This window comes from Methylobacterium sp. FW102-HT35C08, from assembly GCF_058790235.1.
On the sequence record NZ_JBYTCL010000002.1, the window covers coordinates 577,165 to 592,826 of the forward strand.

General features: G+C 70.2%; 18 protein-coding genes and 1 tRNA gene. 8 read left to right on the top strand and 11 right to left on the bottom strand.

The features are described from left to right. Positions 1 to 140: 140 nt before the first annotated feature. From AC3WSN_RS02845 to AC3WSN_RS02855, 3 genes are all read left to right on the top strand, one after another. Positions 141 to 743 (top strand): shikimate kinase, encoded by a 603-nt coding sequence (locus tag AC3WSN_RS02845; RefSeq protein ID WP_192708791.1) that lies wholly within the window; start codon positions 141 to 143, stop codon positions 741 to 743. Between the two features lie 18 nt (positions 744 to 761). Continuing rightward, positions 762 to 1,907: a 3-dehydroquinate synthase gene (gene aroB, locus AC3WSN_RS02850; RefSeq protein ID WP_492536192.1), complete on the top strand. Its 1,146-nt coding sequence runs from the start codon at positions 762 to 764 to the stop codon at positions 1,905 to 1,907. Between the two features lie 109 nt (positions 1,908 to 2,016). Beyond that, a tRNA-Thr gene (locus tag AC3WSN_RS02855) sits at positions 2,017 to 2,092 on the top strand. 39 nt (positions 2,093 to 2,131) lie between these two features. On the opposite strand, the gene AC3WSN_RS02860 is transcribed toward AC3WSN_RS02855, so the two are convergent. From AC3WSN_RS02860 to AC3WSN_RS02895, 8 genes are all read right to left on the bottom strand, one after another. Beyond that, positions 2,132 to 2,380 carry a DUF6894 family protein gene (locus AC3WSN_RS02860; protein ID WP_192708578.1) on the bottom strand — a complete coding sequence of 83 codons (249 nt, stop codon included), beginning with the start codon at positions 2,378 to 2,380 and terminating at the stop codon, positions 2,132 to 2,134. 199 nt (positions 2,381 to 2,579) lie between these two features. Beyond that, positions 2,580 to 4,334, bottom strand: coding sequence for a complex I subunit 5 family protein (locus AC3WSN_RS02865; RefSeq protein ID WP_492536193.1), 1,755 nt, complete (start codon positions 4,332 to 4,334; stop codon positions 2,580 to 2,582). Continuing rightward, positions 4,331 to 4,732: a sodium:proton antiporter gene (locus AC3WSN_RS02870; protein ID WP_492542990.1), complete on the bottom strand. Its 402-nt coding sequence runs from the start codon at positions 4,730 to 4,732 to the stop codon at positions 4,331 to 4,333. Before AC3WSN_RS02870 ends, AC3WSN_RS02865 begins: the two co-directional genes overlap by 4 nt. Positions 4,733 to 4,734: 2 nt before the next feature. After that, positions 4,735 to 5,511, bottom strand: coding sequence for an MnhB domain-containing protein (locus AC3WSN_RS02875; protein ID WP_492536195.1), 777 nt, complete (start codon positions 5,509 to 5,511; stop codon positions 4,735 to 4,737). Beyond that, the gene (locus AC3WSN_RS02880; protein ID WP_192708581.1) at positions 5,508 to 5,759 is read right to left on the bottom strand and encodes a Na(+)/H(+) antiporter subunit B; all 252 of its coding nucleotides are present in this window, start codon (positions 5,757 to 5,759) and stop codon (positions 5,508 to 5,510) included. The genes AC3WSN_RS02875 and AC3WSN_RS02880 overlap by 4 nt, the downstream gene beginning before the upstream one ends. Next, entirely contained in the window at positions 5,756 to 6,040 is a 285-nt protein-coding gene (locus AC3WSN_RS02885; RefSeq protein ID WP_192708582.1) for a monovalent cation/H(+) antiporter subunit G, read from the bottom strand. The genes AC3WSN_RS02880 and AC3WSN_RS02885 overlap by 4 nt, the downstream gene beginning before the upstream one ends. Further along, positions 6,037 to 6,288, bottom strand: coding sequence for a monovalent cation/H+ antiporter complex subunit F (locus tag AC3WSN_RS02890; protein ID WP_192708583.1), 252 nt, complete (start codon positions 6,286 to 6,288; stop codon positions 6,037 to 6,039). Before AC3WSN_RS02890 ends, AC3WSN_RS02885 begins: the two co-directional genes overlap by 4 nt. Beyond that, positions 6,285 to 6,776 carry a hypothetical protein gene (locus AC3WSN_RS02895; protein ID WP_492536198.1) on the bottom strand — a complete coding sequence of 164 codons (492 nt, stop codon included), beginning with the start codon at positions 6,774 to 6,776 and terminating at the stop codon, positions 6,285 to 6,287. Before AC3WSN_RS02895 ends, AC3WSN_RS02890 begins: the two co-directional genes overlap by 4 nt. Before the next feature lie 150 nt (positions 6,777 to 6,926). Here AC3WSN_RS02895 and AC3WSN_RS02900 point away from each other — a divergent pair, with 150 nt between their 5' ends. The 4 genes from AC3WSN_RS02900 (at position 6,927) to AC3WSN_RS02915 (ending at position 11,606) form a co-directional block, all read left to right on the top strand. Further along, positions 6,927 to 7,496 carry an NUDIX domain-containing protein gene (locus tag AC3WSN_RS02900; protein WP_492536200.1) on the top strand — a complete coding sequence of 190 codons (570 nt, stop codon included), beginning with the start codon at positions 6,927 to 6,929 and terminating at the stop codon, positions 7,494 to 7,496. A gap of 121 nt (positions 7,497 to 7,617) precedes the next feature. Then, positions 7,618 to 9,336, top strand: a complete 1,719-nt coding sequence (locus AC3WSN_RS02905; RefSeq protein WP_492536202.1) for a dihydroxy-acid dehydratase — start codon at positions 7,618 to 7,620, stop codon at positions 9,334 to 9,336. Then, positions 9,329 to 10,375 carry an Ldh family oxidoreductase gene (locus tag AC3WSN_RS02910; protein ID WP_492536204.1) on the top strand — a complete coding sequence of 349 codons (1,047 nt, stop codon included), beginning with the start codon at positions 9,329 to 9,331 and terminating at the stop codon, positions 10,373 to 10,375. Before AC3WSN_RS02905 ends, AC3WSN_RS02910 begins: the two co-directional genes overlap by 8 nt. 61 nt (positions 10,376 to 10,436) lie before the next feature. Then, positions 10,437 to 11,606, top strand: coding sequence for an acetyl-CoA acetyltransferase (locus AC3WSN_RS02915; RefSeq protein ID WP_492536206.1), 1,170 nt, complete (start codon positions 10,437 to 10,439; stop codon positions 11,604 to 11,606). Positions 11,607 to 11,703: 97 nt separating this feature from the next. Here the strand turns inward: AC3WSN_RS02915 and AC3WSN_RS02920 are convergent, their stop codons facing one another. The 3 genes from AC3WSN_RS02920 to AC3WSN_RS02930 form a co-directional block, all read right to left on the bottom strand. Beyond that, entirely contained in the window at positions 11,704 to 12,996 is a 1,293-nt protein-coding gene (locus tag AC3WSN_RS02920) for an O-acetylhomoserine aminocarboxypropyltransferase/cysteine synthase family protein (protein ID WP_492536208.1), read from the bottom strand. A 58-nt stretch (positions 12,997 to 13,054) separates the two neighbouring features. Further along, positions 13,055 to 13,441: a response regulator gene (locus tag AC3WSN_RS02925; RefSeq protein WP_192708590.1), complete on the bottom strand. Its 387-nt coding sequence runs from the start codon at positions 13,439 to 13,441 to the stop codon at positions 13,055 to 13,057. Between the two features lie 87 nt (positions 13,442 to 13,528). Then, positions 13,529 to 14,185, bottom strand: a complete 657-nt coding sequence (locus AC3WSN_RS02930; RefSeq protein ID WP_192708591.1) for an alpha/beta hydrolase — start codon at positions 14,183 to 14,185, stop codon at positions 13,529 to 13,531. 272 nt (positions 14,186 to 14,457) lie between these two features. Here AC3WSN_RS02930 and AC3WSN_RS02935 point away from each other — a divergent pair, with 272 nt between their 5' ends. Further along, positions 14,458 to 15,627, top strand: a complete 1,170-nt coding sequence (locus AC3WSN_RS02935; protein WP_492536210.1) for a cysteine desulfurase family protein — start codon at positions 14,458 to 14,460, stop codon at positions 15,625 to 15,627. Positions 15,628 to 15,662 lie beyond the last annotated feature (35 nt).

Here is a 15,662-nt window from a genome sequence, read left to right on the forward strand (position 1 = left end):
CCCACAACGACACAGCGATGCGTTTCGCAGGGCGCTTGAATCGCGCTAAGAGCCTGCCGCAGGATGACAGCCCGTCCCGTGCCACGCGCCCGGGACCGTCGGGGAGGCGGGGACGCCACACGGATGCGGTGCAGCTTTCGATGAATGCGGAGGACGAGGTTGGTGAACCGATCGAGGCGCGTCTGCGCCGCGCGCTGGGTGTGCGCTCGATCGTGCTCGTCGGCCTGATGGGTGCGGGCAAGAGCACCGTCGGCCGACGCCTCGCGAGCCGACTGGGCCTGATCTTCAAGGATGCCGATCACGAGATCGAGGCGGCCGCCGGTCTGACGATCCCCGATATTTTCGCGATCTACGGCGAGCCGAGCTTCCGCGACGGCGAGGAGCGCGTGATCTCGCGGCTGCTGCGGGCCGGCCCCCTGGTGCTGGCGACCGGCGGAGGCGCCTATCTGCGCGAGGCCACGCGCGTGCGCATCGCCGAATCCGCCGTGTCGGTCTGGCTGAAGGCCGATCTCGACGTGCTGATGCGCCGGGTGCGCAAGCGCGGGAACCGGCCGCTGCTCCAGACCGAGGATCCCGAGGGAACGATGCGCGACCTGATGGCGGTCCGTCATCCGGTCTATGCCGCGGCCGACGTGATGGTGATCTCCCGGGAGGTGTCCCACGACCGCGTCGTGCAGGACGTCCTGGAGGCGCTCGACGCGCATCTCAACGGCGAAGGCACAATCCATGTCGCCGCCCAGTAGGTTTGAGCGAGCCCGCCTGTGACCGAGCATTCCACCATTCCGGATCCGCTGACGGTCCACGTGCCGCTCGACGGCGGCCGCGCCTACGACATCCGGATCGGGCGCGGCCTGATCGACAGCGCCGGCCCGCAGGTGGCCGCCCTCGGGGGGCGCCGCGCCGCCATCGTCACGGATGAGAACGTCGGCGCGCTCTATGCCGAACGCCTAGCGGAGAGCCTGGAGCGGGCTGGCCTGCAGGCGGGCGTCGTGACGGTTGCGCCCGGCGAGGGGTCGAAATCCTACGCGGGTTACGCGCAGGTCTGCGACGGCCTGCTGGCCCTGAAAGTCGAGCGCGGCGACCTCGTCGTGGCCTTGGGCGGCGGCGTGGTCGGGGACCTCGCCGGCTTCGCGGCCGCGACCCTGCGGCGGGGCGTACGCTTCGTGCAGGTTCCCACGAGCCTGCTTGCCCAGGTCGATTCCTCCGTCGGCGGCAAGACCGGCATCAACGCGCCGCTTGGCAAGAACCTGATCGGCGCCTTCCATCAGCCCCGCCTGGTTCTGGCGGATACGGCGGCCCTCGACACGTTGTCCGAGCGCGAGATGCGCGCCGGCTACGCCGAGGTCGCCAAATACGGGCTGATCGCCGATTCCGGCTTCTTCGACTGGTGCGAGGCCAACTGGCGCGGGATCTTCGCGGGCGGGCCGGAGCGCGAGGAAGCGGTCGCCGCCTGCTGCCGCGCCAAGGCCGCGGTGGTCACACGAGACGAGCGTGAGGACGGCGAGCGGGCGCTGCTGAATCTCGGCCACACCTTCGGTCATGCCCTCGAACGCCTGACCGGCTACGACCCGGCCCGGCTGGTCCACGGAGAGGGCGTGGCGATCGGGCTGGCGCTGGCCTTCCGGTTCTCGGCGCGGCTCGGCCTCTGCGCCGGCCAGGACGCGGGGCGCGTGGCCAACCACCTCGCGCTCGCGGGCCTGCCGACCCGTCTTCAGGCGGTCCCCGGCGGGTGCGGCGATGCCGAGGCGATCCTCGACGCGATGGCTCAGGACAAGAAGGTCCGAGACGGTGCGCTGACCTTCATCCTCGCCCGCGGCATCGGTCAAAGCTTCATCGCACCGGGGGTGGACCGGGCGGAGGTGGCGGCGTTCCTGCGCGACGAGCTCGCCGCGGCGCAGCGCGCCTGACGCCGTTCGGGGCGTGACCGGCCTTGCCTAACGCGGGTCGGCCCGCTATGAGCCTGCCTCACCCGGCGCGGCCAAACCCGCGCCGTTCACGGCCCTGATCCGGGCCTGGGCCGCAATAGCTCAGCTGGTAGAGCACCTCATTCGTAATGAGGGGGTCGGGGGTTCGAATCCCTCTTGCGGCACCATCACTTCGCTCTGCTTCCGCGCACCGAGAACCGCACTGCCTACGAGGCTGCTTGGTCGAGCCTGCTGGCAGCGAAGGTGAGCGTCGCCGTATAGATTTCGCGGCCCGTCTCGTCGCGAACCAGCACGGAGACGGCTTGATTGTCGCTGTCGACAGGGGTGATCCAGCCGGCGACCTCCGGCAGGCTGGCGAGCACCTTCTCGCGGGCGGCTTCGAAATCCGCGCACTCGGTGCCCTCCTCGTCGGGGAGCAGCTCGCCGTCATGGATGTCGAAGTAGAAACGGGGCACGCACGAACGCCTTATTGCGTTATTGAACCGCAATCCGCCGACAGCGAATCACATTCTACACATCCCAGCGAAACAAGGTAGTCTCGCGCAGGTGCGGCCGTTTGATCTCGTACGCGCTGGAGAGCGCGTCAGCGGGTCGAGCGAGATCAGGTCTTGGGCGGGACTTGGCCGCCCGAGACATCCGCGTGTTCCGTCGCGATCAGACCGACGCCAGTACGGCCACGATGACCGCCACGCCGACGGCCAGCCAGGCAGCGTAGTCGCCGATCAGACCGCTATGCAGGGCTTCGAGGGCGCGCGTCGGCGCCGATTGCGTCGCGCCGACCGATCGGACCACGAACGCCGGCAGCCTGTCACGGAACAGCCCGTAGGCCGCGCCAGCCACCGCCGCCAGCACGGACATCCAGGGCAGCCAACCCGGACCCTCGGCGAAGGTGCCGACAGCAGGACGGTGCATGAAGGCCGACGCCGCCCGGGGCAGGGCATGCTCGATCAGGCTCGCCGGGAGCGCGACATCGAGGGCGAGCAGCGCGCAGCAGGGCGCAAGCATCAGCCAGAGGGGACGGTTGGCCTTCTCGCGCTCGTCCTCGCTGGGCGCCCCGGCCTCGTCGCCGGGATCCGGCCCGAGGCCGAGGAAGATGCGGCCCGCCGCCCGCAGGACCGCGGCGCCCGTCAGCCCCGCGCCGATGGCGCCGGCCGCCAGCGCGATCCCGTGACCCTGCTGTGCCAGCGCCCCCTGCACGAGGCGCGTTGCCTGGTCCAGCACCCCGATCGGCAGGCCGCAGAGCAGCAGCCCGGCAAGCGCCATCGCGATCCCGGCCGGCCCGATGCCCCGTCCGAGGCCGCGCAAGGCGATCTCGTCGATGCTCGCCCGCGTGGCCAGCAGGATGCCGGCAATCATGAACAGGGCGCCCTTCACCAGCCCATGGCCGACCACGTAGACCAGAGTCCCGCCGGTGCCGTCCGCCGAGAGGGCGCCGATACCGGTGAGCATGATCCCGGCATGGGAAATCGTCGAGAAGGCCAGCATCCGCTTGAGGTGGCGCTGCAGCAGCGCCATCCAGCCGCCGAGCAGAGCGGTGAAGCTGCCCAGCGCGGTCAGGAGCACCGGCAGCGCGTGCTGGACCTGCTCGGAGCCCGCGAACACGACGGCGCTCACCTTCGCGAGGCCGAACAGCCCGAGCGAGACCATCGACCCGGAGAAGATTACCGAGACCGGGCTCGGCGCCACGGCATGGGCGTCGGCGAGCCAGAACTGGAACGGCACGATCGCGCCCTTGATCATCAGGGCCGCCGCGACGAGGCAGAAAGCTCCGGCCACCACCGGATCACGGCCGCCCCGCGCCACGGCGGCCGCGATCCCCTCGAAGTCGAGGGTCCCGGTCTGCGCGTAGATCAGTCCGATCCCGCCGAGCATCAGGAAGCCCGCGAGGCTGTTGATCACCGTGAAGTTGATGGCACCCGCGAGCGCCGACTCCTCCAGATGGTAGGCCGTGAGGGCGAAGGCGGCGACGCTCATCACCTCGAACCACACGAACAGATTGAACATGTCGCGGGTGAAGCAGAACCCGACCATGGCGGCCAGGAACAGCAGCATCAGGATCTGGAAATGCCCGTGGGTGCGGCCGAAGAAGCCCCAGGCGAACACGAAGGTCAGCGCGTAGAGCAGGCCGATGAACGCCGCGACCCAGCCGCTGGCCTCGTCGACCGAGAAGCCGATCCCGAGATGGACACCGTCGCGCGGCTCCCAGCCGCCGAACCAGTAGACGAGGGGCCCGTCCGCGGCATGCGCGGCGATGATGGCGGACAGGAGCGCGACCCCGAGCGCCGCGAGCGTCGCCAGGATGTCGGGGAGGCGGCCCGGAAGCAGATGGGCGGTCGCCAGCATCGCCGCGCAGACGACGAGCGGGATCGCGACCGGCAGCGGCAGAAGAGCGGCGGGAAAGGCGGTCACGAAGCCGTCCGCTCCCCGTCCTTCACGTGGCTCGACCCCTGGCCGCGCCCGGACTTGCCGCCGGCGCGCATCGGCCGGAGCTTCTCCGGATCGAGGCTGCCGCCGCGCTTGTAGGCCTGGATCGTCAGCACGAGCAGAAGCGCCGTGAGGGTCGCGCCGACCACGATGTCGGTGAGCACCAGCGCCTGCATCACCGGATCGACGGCGGGCGTGCCCGGCGGATGGTCGTAGAAGATCGGCGCGATGCTGCCCCAGCGATAGCCGAGACCCAGCAGGAGCACGTAGGTCGCCGACTGGCAGACGCCGAGGCAGCCCACGAGGTGGATGAAGTTGCGGCTTGTGGCGATGCCGTAGAGGCCGATTACGAACAGCCACGCGGCGACCGCGTAGGGCAGCATGCTCACGCGGATTCCTCCCCGGGCTCTTCGGGTGCGTCCGCCTCGCGGGTCTCCTCCATGAATTCGAGGAAGAGCTGGGTGAAGCCGCCCGCCACCGCCATCGCGACGCCGAGGTTCTCCACCAGCATCAGGCCGCCGGAGAACAGGTCGCGGATGGTGCCGAGCGGCAGGACGTTCTGCATGAAGGCGGCGCCCATGAGCATCGGCGCCAGCCCGCACAGGGCGAAGAGCAGCGCGCCGCCACCCTCCAGCGCGTCGAGCCAGTGGCTGCGCACGGCATCGCGCCAGCCGGCATAGCCCTCGCCGAGGTAGATCAGCAGGGTTCCGGAGGCGAGGATCACGCCGCCCTGAAAGCCGCCCCCGGGCGTGACGGTGGCGTGCAGCACCACGTAAAGGCCGAACAGGGCGGTGAGAGGTCCGGCGATCCGGCAGGCGAGCACCACGGCCTCGGCGCGCGGGATCACGGCGCGGCCGGGCCGGCGCATAGCGCGGCCGGTCTGGCCCTCGCCGCGACGGCCACGCAGCAGGACGACCGTCCCGGTGATGGCGGCCAGCAGCATGAATTCCTCGCCGAGAGTGTCGAGGCCGCGCAGGTCGAAGTTGATCGCGCTCACCATGTTGGCGACGTGCCGCGCCTCCGGGGTGATCGCGTTGATGCGTTCGCCGTACCGGGCGATGGTTTCACCGAAGGGGGGCAGCCCGGCGATGACCTCGGCGGCCCCGGGCAGCAGGATCAGACCCGCCAGCGCCAGCAGCGCGACGCGCGCGCGCGGGCTCACGACTTCTCCTCGGGTGGCTGCGTGCGCACGGCCATCAGCGCCACGAGGAAGAGCAGCGGCACCGCCGCCGAGCCGACCGCCAGCTCCGACAGGGCGACGTCAGGGGCCTGAAGGGCGTCGAACAGGACCGTGAGAACCAGTCCGTTGACCGCGATGGCGAAGACCTGTCGGGTGGGGTCGCGCACCAGGACCACAGCGGTGCCGGATGCGGCGGTCAGCAGGAACAGCAGCGGCAGGATCACCGTCATGCCGAGCGGCCCTCGCGCATCAGCACGGCCCGGCCGGACACGTGCGACAGCACCGCGGCCCAGGCGAGAAACACCACCATCATCACCAGGATCTTCAGGGAGCGCCCGGAGAGGCCGTCGGCCAGGAAGGCCGCCGCCGTGACGAGCCCAGAGGCCGCGACGTTGAGGAAGCTGAGCGCGTGCAACCGGTCGAGGGCCCGGGGCAGGCGCCACAGGACGAGGGCCGCGAGCCACGTCACCGCCACCGCGAGAGCCAGCAGCACCCCGATCGCGACGTTCATATCCAGCGCTCCAGGAAGACCGCGAACAGCATCGTGCCCGGCAGGTTGAGCAGGACCAGCGTGAGGGCGAGGTCGGTGATCGAGGCTTGATCGGTGGCGAAGGCCATGAGCGTCAGGATCAACACCGTGACGCTGCCGGCGAGCTGATAGGCGGCGAAGCGCTGGCCGGGCCGCCCGCGCCACGCCAGGGCCGCCGCGAGGAGGAGCGGGGGCAGCAGCGCCAGGATGGCGGCCGTCCAGAGGTTCATCGCGCGTCGTTCTCCAGGGCGTGGGTCGCCACAGTGCCGTGCTCCCGGTCGAGGGTGAGCACGTAGCTGTCCGGGGCCAGCGAGGCGGCCAACAGCCCGACGGCCCGCGTGGCCGGAGCCGTGTCTCCCTCCGGCGTGGCCCAGGACACCTCGGACGCGCTGCGCTCCCGCGTCGCTCCGCCACCGGCGCGCCCGAGCACGGCTTTGAGCAGGTGGAGCCCGACCTTGGCGGTCTGGCGGGGCATGTCGCGGATGGCCGGACCGAGCGGCCGGAGCGTGTCCCGGCCGAAATGGAAGCGTATGCCGCCGCGCCGCCCGACGCCCCACCACCAGAGCGTCGCCAGGCTGGCACAGCCGAGAGCGGCCATGCCCTCGTTCACGCTCACGGAACCGGCGAAGACCATGTAGGTGAGGACCAGCGCGATCCAGATCGCGACGCCGTCACGCGTCGACCGCCTCCTGAGTCCGCTGATCGGTCCTGCCCGCATCGATCCTGACCGGAACGCGTCGTGGGAGCGTGGCCATACGCCCGATCCGACCGAAACGTGGCACGGAGCGGAGCCGTTCCCGGAACCCGGGGACACGCCTTCGTGTAAGCACAGCGCGGCGCAAGGCGGTTCCGCGGGCGAGGGCGCATCATGAAGGCCGAGATCCTCAGCATCCGCTTCGTCCACGAGGGCTGGAGCCGTTTCGGCCTCGCGCAGGTGCGGCTCGCGGACGGCGCCGTGGTCGAGCGGGAGATCGAGGATCACGGCAACTCGGTCGGGATCCTGCCCTACGACCCCGAGCGGAAGGTCGCCACGCTCGTGCGCGAGCTGCGAGTGCCGCCGCTGTTCGCGGCCGGGGAGCAGGTCCAGCTGGAGGCTCCGGCCGGCCTGATCGACGACGGCACACCGGAGGAGAACGCCCGCCGGGAGGTGCTCGAGGAGGTCGGCCTGCGCCTGCACGGCCTGGAATTCATCGGTGCCAGCTATTCCTGCGCGAGCCTTACCACCGAGAAGATCCACCTCTACCTCGCGCCTTACGGCCGGGCGGACCGGGCGGAGGCGGGCGGCGGTGCCGCGGGCGAGCACGAGAACATCCGGGTCGTCGAGATGCCGCTCGCCGAGCTCGCCGCCCTGGCCGACCGCGCCGAGATCACCGACCTGAAGACGCTCACGCTGGTCCTGGCGTTGCGCGCGCGCCATCCGGAGCTGTTCCGGGCGTGAGAATCCGCTATCGCGTACTCGCTCGAGGGTTGCTGACAGCCGTGGTGCTGGCCGGGGTTGCGTGGATCGCCTTCCACCTGCGCTGACCGCCCGCGGCGCAAACGTTCCAGGGATCGATGGCATGAGCGAAGACGCCGGACACGCAGAGCCGCACGGGCTCGACCGCGGCCTGACCAATTACGGCGACCGTGACTTCGCCCGCTACCTGCGCCGCTCCTTCGCCCGCTCGATGGGCATCTCGGTCGGCCTGCTGAACAAGCCGGTGGTCGGCATCGCCATGACGCCGTCGGGCTTCAACAACTGCCACCGGGGCATGCCCGAGCTGGTGGAGGCGGTCTCGCGCGGCGTGCTGGCCGCCGGCGCCCTGCCGCGGCCGTTCCCGACCGTGTCGCTCGGCGAAGTTTTTCTCAACCCGACCAGCATGATGTACCGCAACCTCATGGCCATGGACACGGAGGAGATGATCCAGGCCCAGCCGATGGATGCGGTCGTGCTGATCGGCGGCTGCGACAAGACCGTGCCGGCCCAGCTCATGGGCGCGGCCTCCGCCGACCTCCCGGCGATCCAGCTCGTCACCGGTCCGATGTCAACCGGCCGGCACCGGGGCCAGCGGCTCGGCGCCTGCACGGATTGCCGGGGCTTCTGGGCGAAGTACCGGGCCGGAACGGTCGATGCGGAGGAGATCGCCGAGGTCGAGGGACGGCTCTCCGTCACCGCCGGCACCTGCGCGGTGATGGGCACAGCCTCGACCATGGCGTGCATCGCCGAGGCGCTCGGCATGTCGTTGCCGGGCACGGCGGCGATTCCGGCGGTGCATTCCGACCGGCTGGTCGCCGCCGAGGAGACCGGACGGGCTGCGGTGCGCCTGATCCAGTCGAAGATCACACCGTCGCAGGTCATCACCGAGAAGTCGGTCGAGAACGCCATCCGGGTGCTGATGGCGGTTTCAGGCTCGACCAACGCGATCGTGCACCTCACGGCGGTTGCGGGGCGGCTGGGCATCCGGATCCCCTATGCGCGCTTCAACCAGATCTCCGACGAGACGCCGGTGCTGGTCGATCTGAAGCCCGTGGGCGAGGGCTACATGGAGGATTTCCACGCCGCCGGCGGCATGGGCGCGCTGCTGCGCGAGCTGCGGCCGCTCCTGCATCTCGACACCGTGGACGTGGAGGGCCGCACCCTCGCCGAGCGGCTGGACGAGCCGGCCGGCTGGGTCGATCGCGCGGTGATCCGCGCCTTTGACAACCCGGTCTCGCCGGTCGGGGGACTGGTCGCCCTCACCGGCAACCTCGCTCCCGAGGGCGCGATCTTCAAGCGCGCGGCGGCGACCCCGGAGCTGTTCGAATCCGATGGCCGGGCCGTGGTGTTCACCGGCCTGGAGGACCTGAGCCGGCGGATCGACGATCCCGACCTCGACGTGGCGCCGGGCGACGTGCTGGTCCTGCAGAATGCCGGCCCGCACGCCGCCGGGATGCCGGAGGCGGGCTACCTGCCGATCCCCAAGAAGCTGGCCCGGGCCGGCGTGAAGGACATGGTGCGCATCTCCGACGCGCGGATGTCCGGCACGGCCTTCGGGTCGATCGTGCTGCACATCGCCCCCGAGGCCGCCATCGGTGGGCCGCTCGCCGCAGTGCGCGACGGCGACCGGATCAAGCTGTCGATCCGCGACAAGCGGATCGACCTGCTTGTCGAGCCCGACGAGATCGCCCGGCGGCTGGCCGACCACCGGCCGCCGCCTGCCCCGACCCGGGGCTACAAGGCCCTCTACCGGCGCACCGTCACGCAGGCGCCGGAGGGCTGCGACTTCGACTTCCTGATGGGTGAGGCAGACCATGCATGACCGGATCGCGCCGGAGCGGCTGCTCGACTTCGCCACGGCGATCTACGTCCGGTCCGGTCTGCCGGAGGCCGATGCCCGGCTCTGCGCCGACACCCTCGTCCAGGCGGATCTCTGGGGGCACCAGTCCCACGGCGTGATGCGCCTGTCCTGGTATGTCGACCGGCTCCGCTCGGGCGTGTGCCGGCCGGTGGCGGCGCCGGAACTCGTGGTCGATGCCGGCGCCATCGCGGTGATGGATGGCGGCGACGCGATGGGGCAGGTGCTCACCGCCCGGGCCATGACGGCGGCGATTGATCGGGCCAAGGCGCACGGTGTCGGCGTAGTGGCCCTGCGCGACTCCGGGCATTTCGGCACTGCCATGTACTTCACGCTGATGGCGGCGCGGGCCGGCTGCGTCGGCTTCCTGTCGACCAACGCCAGCCCGTCGATGGCGCCCTGGGGCGGTCGCGAGAAGGTTGTCGGCAACAATCCGTGGTCCTGGGCGGCCCCCGCCGGGCGGCACGCGCCGATGGTCCTCGACATCGCCAACACCGGGGTCGCCCGCGGCAAGATCTACCTCGCGCGCCAGAAGGGACTGCCGATCCCGGAGGGCTGGGCGCTCGACGCGGAGGGCCGGCCGACCACCGATCCGGTCGCGGCCCTCGACGGCATCGTCCTGCCGATGGCCGGCCACAAGGGCTACGCCATCGCGCTCGTGATGGACATGCTGTCGGGCATCCTCTCGGGCAGCGCGTCCGGCACCGGCGTGGCCGGCCCCTATCAGGCGGAGCGGCGCAGCGGGGCCGGTCAGTTCATGCTCGCCCTCGACATCGCCAAGTTCCAGCCGCCCGAGACTTTCGCGGCCCGCATGGAGGCGATGATCGCCGAGCTGAAGGGCGTGGCTCTGGCGCAGGGCGCGGAGGAGATCTTCTACCCCGGCGAGATCGAGGCGCGGAACGACGCGCAGCATCGGCGCGACGGCCTGCAGCTTCCGTCCGACACCCTCGCGGATCTCGACCGGCTGGCGCGCGAGACCGGCGTGACGGGTCTCCAAACCTGACGCCGCTTGATCGCGGGCAGGCGCGGGCCCATCGTCCGGGCGAGACTCGGGAGGTCACCGGATGACGCGCGCCTGCATCGTGGGCTGGGCCCACACCCCGTTCGGCAAGCTTGAGGAGCCCGACGTCGAGGGGCTGATCGCCCGCGTCTCGGGCGAGGCGCTGGCCCATGCCGGCGTCGAGGAAGCCCAGGTCGACGGCATCTACGTGGGCTCGATGAACACCGGTTTCTCGAAGCAGGGCTTCGAGGGCTCGCTGGTGGCCGTGAACCGGCCGGGCCTCGCCCACGCGCCGGCGACCCATCTCGAGAACGCCTGCGCAACCGGCTCGGCGGCACTCTACGCGGCTCTCGACTTCGTCGACAGCGGCCGGGGCCGCGTGGCCCTGGTGATCGGCGCCGAGAAGATGACGGCCAAGACCGTGGCCGAGACCGGCGACATCCTGCTGGGCGCCTCCTATCGGAAGGAGGAGGCCGACATCGAGGGCGGCTTCGCGGGCGTCTTCGGCCAGATCGCGGCGGGCTACTTCCAGCGCTACGGCGACCGCAGCGAGGAGCTGGCCCGAATCGCCGCCAAGAACCACCGCAACGGCGTCGGCAACCCCTACGCGCAGCTGCGCAAGGATCTCGGCTTCGAGTTCTGCAACCGGGTCTCGGACAAGAACCCCTACGTGGCGGCGCCCCTGCGGCGCACCGACTGTTCGCTGATCTCGGACGGGGCAGCAGCCCTGGTGGTGGCCGATGCCGAGACCGCCGAGACCCTGGAGCGGGCAATCGGCTTCCGCGCCCGGTCCCACGTCAACGACATCCTGCCCCTGTCCCGCCGCGACCCGACGGAGTTCAAGGCGGCGCGCATGGCCTGGGACAAGGCGCGGGCCCAGGCCGGGATCGGCAACGACGATCTCTCCTTCGTGGAGACCCACGACTGCTTCACCATCGCCGAGCTGATCGAGTACGAGGCGATGGGCCTCGCGGCCCCGGGCGAGGGTTTTCGCGTGGTGCGCGAGGGACTGGCCGAGAAGGGCGGCCGGCTGCCGATCAACCCGTCCGGCGGCCTGAAGGCCAAGGGCCATCCGGTGGGCGCCACCGGCGTGTCGATGCACGTGATGGCCTGCCTGCAGCTCATGGGCGAGGCCGGCGAAATGCAGGTGCCCGGCGCGGAACTCGCCGGGATCTTCAACATGGGCGGCGCGGCGGTGGCCAATTACGTGTCGATCCTGGAGCGGCGGCGCTGATCTAAGGGCGACGGCTCCGCGACACTCCCCCCTTGCAGAGGGGGGAGGGAGAAGATCCGCGCGTACTTTGGTCAATTCGACCGCTGCTACACCCTTCTCAGCCCAGCCGATCCAGCGCCTGCTTGAGATCGGCGATCAGGTCGGCCTCGTTCTCCAGCCCGATCGACAGCCGGACGGTCTCAGGTCCCACCAGTGCGGCGGCCTTCTCGTGCTCCGGCAGCTGCCGGTGCGTGGTCGAGGACGGGTGGATCGCCAGAGACTTGATCTCGCCGATGTTCACGAGGTGCGAGATCAGCTCCAGCCCGGCGATGAAGTCCAGCGCCGCCGGCTCGCCGCCCTTGAGCGCGAAGGTGAAGATCGAGCCCGGACCGTCCGGCGTGTAGCGCCGGGCGAGATCCTCCCCGGGTTGCCCCGGCAGCATCGGGTAGCTGACCCACGCCACCGCCGGATGATCCTTCAGGAAGGCCGCGACGGCCCGCGCATTGGCGCAATGCCGCTCCATGCGCAGCGGAAGCGTCTCGATGCCCATCAGCGTCAGGAACGCGTTCATCGGCGACAGCCCGGGCCCGAGATCGCGCAGGCCGAAGAACCGGCAGGCCGCCGCGAACGGCGTCTCCGGGAAGGCCTGCGTGAGGACGAGCCCGTCGTAATCCGGCCAGGGCTCGGTGATCAGGTTATACCCGCCGGCCTTCGTCCAATCGAACGTGCCGGCATCGCAGATCACGCCGCCGATGGTCTGGCCGGAGCCGCTCAGAAACTTCGAGGTGGAGTGCCAGACGATGTCCGCGCCGTGCTCGATGGGTCGGATCAGGGCCGGGGAGGCCAGGGTGTTGTCCACGACGAGCGGTAGATTGTGACGGCGGGCCACCGCGGCGATCCCTTTGAGATCCACCACCGAGGCGCAGGGATTCACGATCGACTCGCAGAAGATGGCCCGGCAGTCCGGCGTGATCGCCACCTCGAAGTCCTCCGGAGCCATGCCGCGGGCGAAGCGGGGCTTCAGATCGTAGCGCCCGTCGAGACGCCGCATCAGGCCCAGCGACCCGCCGAACAGGCGCGGGGACGCGACATAGGCGTCCCCGCTCTTCATCAGCGTCATTAGCACCAGCTGCATGGCGGATTGTCCGGAGGACACCGCCACCCCCGCCTTCGCGCCCTCAAGATCAGCGATGCGGCGCTCCAGCGCGGCGACAGTCGGGTTCGAGCCGCGCGAATACGAGAAGCCCGTCCGTCGTCCCGCGAAGATGTCCGCCGCCTGCTCGGTCGAGTCGAAGACGAAGCCGTTGGTGAAGTAGATCGGCTGGACCCGCGCGCCGGTGGCGGGGTCCGGCGCCGCCCCGGCATGGATGGCCCGGGTCGCGAAACGGTGCAGTCGGTTCTTGTCCGTCATGGCTCTCGGTCGGGTTCTCGGTGTCCGGACCGCGGGTGAACCCGAGCTGATCGGTCTGTCACGCCGCGCGGCTGATGAAGGCCTGCAGGGTCCGGACCAGGGTCGTCGGCTCGTAGGGCTTCGGGATGAACCGCGCGCCCTCCGGCATGTCGTTGGGCCCAGGGGTGCCCATGCCCGACACCACCAGCACCGGAATCGACGGCCAGCGATGCGCCACGAGGCGCGCGAGAGCGAAGCCGTCCATCGAGCCCTGCGGCATGTCGACATCCGTCATCAGGACGCCGACGTCGTCGCGGTTCTCCAGCACCTTGAGGGCTTTGTCGGCGTGGCTCGCCTCCACCACGGTGAAGCCGGCATCCGCCAGGGTGTCCGAGGCCTCCATCAGCAGGAGGCCGTCATCTTCCACCAGAAGCACCACGGGATGGTCGGACGGGCTTTCTGACATCGAACCTGCGGAGGTGAGTCTCAAATTCCGAAGCCCGCGCCGTATTCCTCCGGGGCTCCCCGCGTCAAGGCGCGGGGCCCGGCTGCGTCAGGCTGCCTCTTCCCGCTTACCGAGGCGTTTATCGAGATAGGTATCAACCGTCTGAGTCAGCTCCTCGACCTTTCCGTCGAAGAAGTGGTTGGCGCCTTCGACCATCTGGTGCTCGATAATGACGCCCTTCTGGGTCTTCACCTTCTCGATCACCGGCATGACCTCGCGCGCGGGCGCGACCCGGTCCTCGGAACCGTGCACGAACAGGCCCGAGGACGGGCAGGGCGCCAGGAAGGTGAAGTCGTAGCGGTTCGCCATCGCGGCGATGGAGATGAAGCCCTCGATCTCCGGCCGGCGCATCAGCAGCTGCATGCCGATCCACGAGCCGAACGACACGCCGGCGATCCAGCATGACTTCGCCTCCGGGTTGACCGACTGCACCCAGTCGAGCGCGGCGGCCGCGTCCGACAGCTCGCCGGTTCCGTGGTCGAACGAGCCCTGGCTCCGTCCGACCCCGCGGAAATTGAAGCGCAGGGCCGCGAAGCCGCGATTGGCGAACGTGTAGAACAGGTTGTACACGATCTGATTATTCATCGTACCCCCGAACTGGGGATGCGGATGAAGGATGATGGCGATCGGCGCTCCGCGCTTCTTGGGAGCTTGGTAGCGGCCTTCCAGGCGGCCAGCCGGGCCGGTGAAGATGACTTCGGGCATCGCTCGTCTCTCACTCTCGAGACACCGCACCAGCGTTCGGCCCCGTGGCGCAGCAGCCTTGACTCGTCGCGCGTCCACCATAAAAGCAGTCTTAGAACAGTTCTAGGCGATTAGAACTATTCTAAAGAAGCCGTCCGATGCGTCGCGATGGCTGCCACGCCGATCGAGCTTGGTCGGCGGTATCTCAGTCTCTCGGCGCGCCTTAGCACGGCGAGCCGGTGCGCGTGCAAGGAATTGTGACGCGCCGCAGCAGGGGTTTCAACGGAACGCGGATGAGCCGGGCACGCGCCTATCTCGACTACAACGCCACCGCGCCGGTCCGTCCGGCCGTCGTGGAAGCGGTCGCGCGCGCGTTAGCCCTTCCCGGCAACCCGTCCTCGATCCATGCGGAAGGGCGTGCGGCCCGGGCCGCCCTGGAAGCCGCGCGCGCTCAGGTCGCCGCGCTCGTGAACGTGCGGCCCGAGCAGGTGATCTTCACGAGCGGCGGGACCGAGGCGGCGAACGCCGCACTGTCCGGCGCCCTGCGCCGTGACGGTCAGCCAGCCCCAACCCGCCTTCTCCACTCGGCGACGGAGCATCCCTGCGTGGCCGCAGGCCACCGATTCGCGGACGGGGCAGTGGACCAGCTGCCGGTGACCCGGGATGGCTTGATCGACCTCGCCGCCCTGGAGGCACGCCTCGCCGATCTGGCGGAGGAGCGTGTGCTTCTGTCGGTCCATGCGGCCAACAACGAGACCGGCGCCGTGCAGCCGCTGTCCGACGTCGTCGCCTTGGCGCGGGCGCATGGCCGGACGCTCGTTCACAGCGATGCCGTTCAGGCGGCCGGCAAGATCCCCCTCGATATGGCGGCGCTCGGCCTCGATGCGATCACCCTGTCGGGCCACAAATTCGCGGCCCCGAAGGGCGTCGGCGTCCTGGTGCTGGCCGACGGCGTGACCCTGCAGAGCGCATTCCTGCGCGGCGGCGGCCAGGAGCGCCGGCAGCGCTGCGGCACCGAGTGCCTGCCGGCGATCGTCGGCATGGGGGAGGCGGCCCGGATCGCGCGCGACACCCTCAACGAGGAGGCAGCCCGCCTCTCGGCGCTTCGGGACCAGATCGAGGCCGGCGTGCGAGCGCTGGCGCCCGACGCCGTGGTGTTCGCCGCTGGTGCCCCGCGCCTGCCCAACACCCTGAGTTTCTCGGTCCCGGGGCTCGACGCGCCCTCGGCCCTGATCGCCCTCGACCTCGCCGGCGTGGCGGTGTCGTCGGGCTCGGCCTGCTCGTCGGGCAAGGTCGCGCGCTCGGCGACGCTCGCGGCGATGGGCGTGGATTCGGATCTCGCCGGGGGGGCGCTGCGCGTCAGCCTCGGCTGGAACACGGTGGACGAGGAGGTGGCATGCTTTCTCGACGCCTTCGAACGGGCCTTGCAGCCCCTATATAAAAGGCGAGGACAGGCGGCCTGAGCGCCGCATCCCCGCTATCCGACAGACGCTTCCCG

Coding starts and splice junctions, on each gene's coding strand:
- AC3WSN_RS02845 (WP_192708791.1), top strand. CDS start 141: ATGAATGCGGAGGACGAGGTTGGTGAACCGATCGAGGCGCGTCTGCGC.
- AC3WSN_RS02870 (WP_492542990.1), bottom strand. CDS start 4,732: ATGCTGCCCTACGCGGTCGCCGCGTGGCTGTTCGTAATCGGCCTCTAC.
- AC3WSN_RS02880 (WP_192708581.1), bottom strand. CDS start 5,759: ATGACGGTGATCCTGCCGCTGCTGTTCCTGCTGACCGCCGCATCCGGC.
- AC3WSN_RS02885 (WP_192708582.1), bottom strand. CDS start 6,040: ATGAACGTCGCGATCGGGGTGCTGCTGGCTCTCGCGGTGGCGGTGACG.
- AC3WSN_RS02890 (WP_192708583.1), bottom strand. CDS start 6,288: ATGAACCTCTGGACGGCCGCCATCCTGGCGCTGCTGCCCCCGCTCCTC.
- AC3WSN_RS02895 (WP_492536198.1), bottom strand. CDS start 6,776: ATGCGGGCAGGACCGATCAGCGGACTCAGGAGGCGGTCGACGCGTGAC.
- AC3WSN_RS02900 (WP_492536200.1), top strand. CDS start 6,927: ATGAAGGCCGAGATCCTCAGCATCCGCTTCGTCCACGAGGGCTGGAGC.
- AC3WSN_RS02905 (WP_492536202.1), top strand. CDS start 7,618: ATGAGCGAAGACGCCGGACACGCAGAGCCGCACGGGCTCGACCGCGGC.
- AC3WSN_RS02910 (WP_492536204.1), top strand. CDS start 9,329: ATGCATGACCGGATCGCGCCGGAGCGGCTGCTCGACTTCGCCACGGCG.
- AC3WSN_RS02915 (WP_492536206.1), top strand. CDS start 10,437: ATGACGCGCGCCTGCATCGTGGGCTGGGCCCACACCCCGTTCGGCAAG.
- AC3WSN_RS02920 (WP_492536208.1), bottom strand. CDS start 12,996: ATGACGGACAAGAACCGACTGCACCGTTTCGCGACCCGGGCCATCCAT.
- AC3WSN_RS02925 (WP_192708590.1), bottom strand. CDS start 13,441: ATGTCAGAAAGCCCGTCCGACCATCCCGTGGTGCTTCTGGTGGAAGAT.
- AC3WSN_RS02930 (WP_192708591.1), bottom strand. CDS start 14,185: ATGCCCGAAGTCATCTTCACCGGCCCGGCTGGCCGCCTGGAAGGCCGC.
- AC3WSN_RS02935 (WP_492536210.1), top strand. CDS start 14,458: ATGAGCCGGGCACGCGCCTATCTCGACTACAACGCCACCGCGCCGGTC.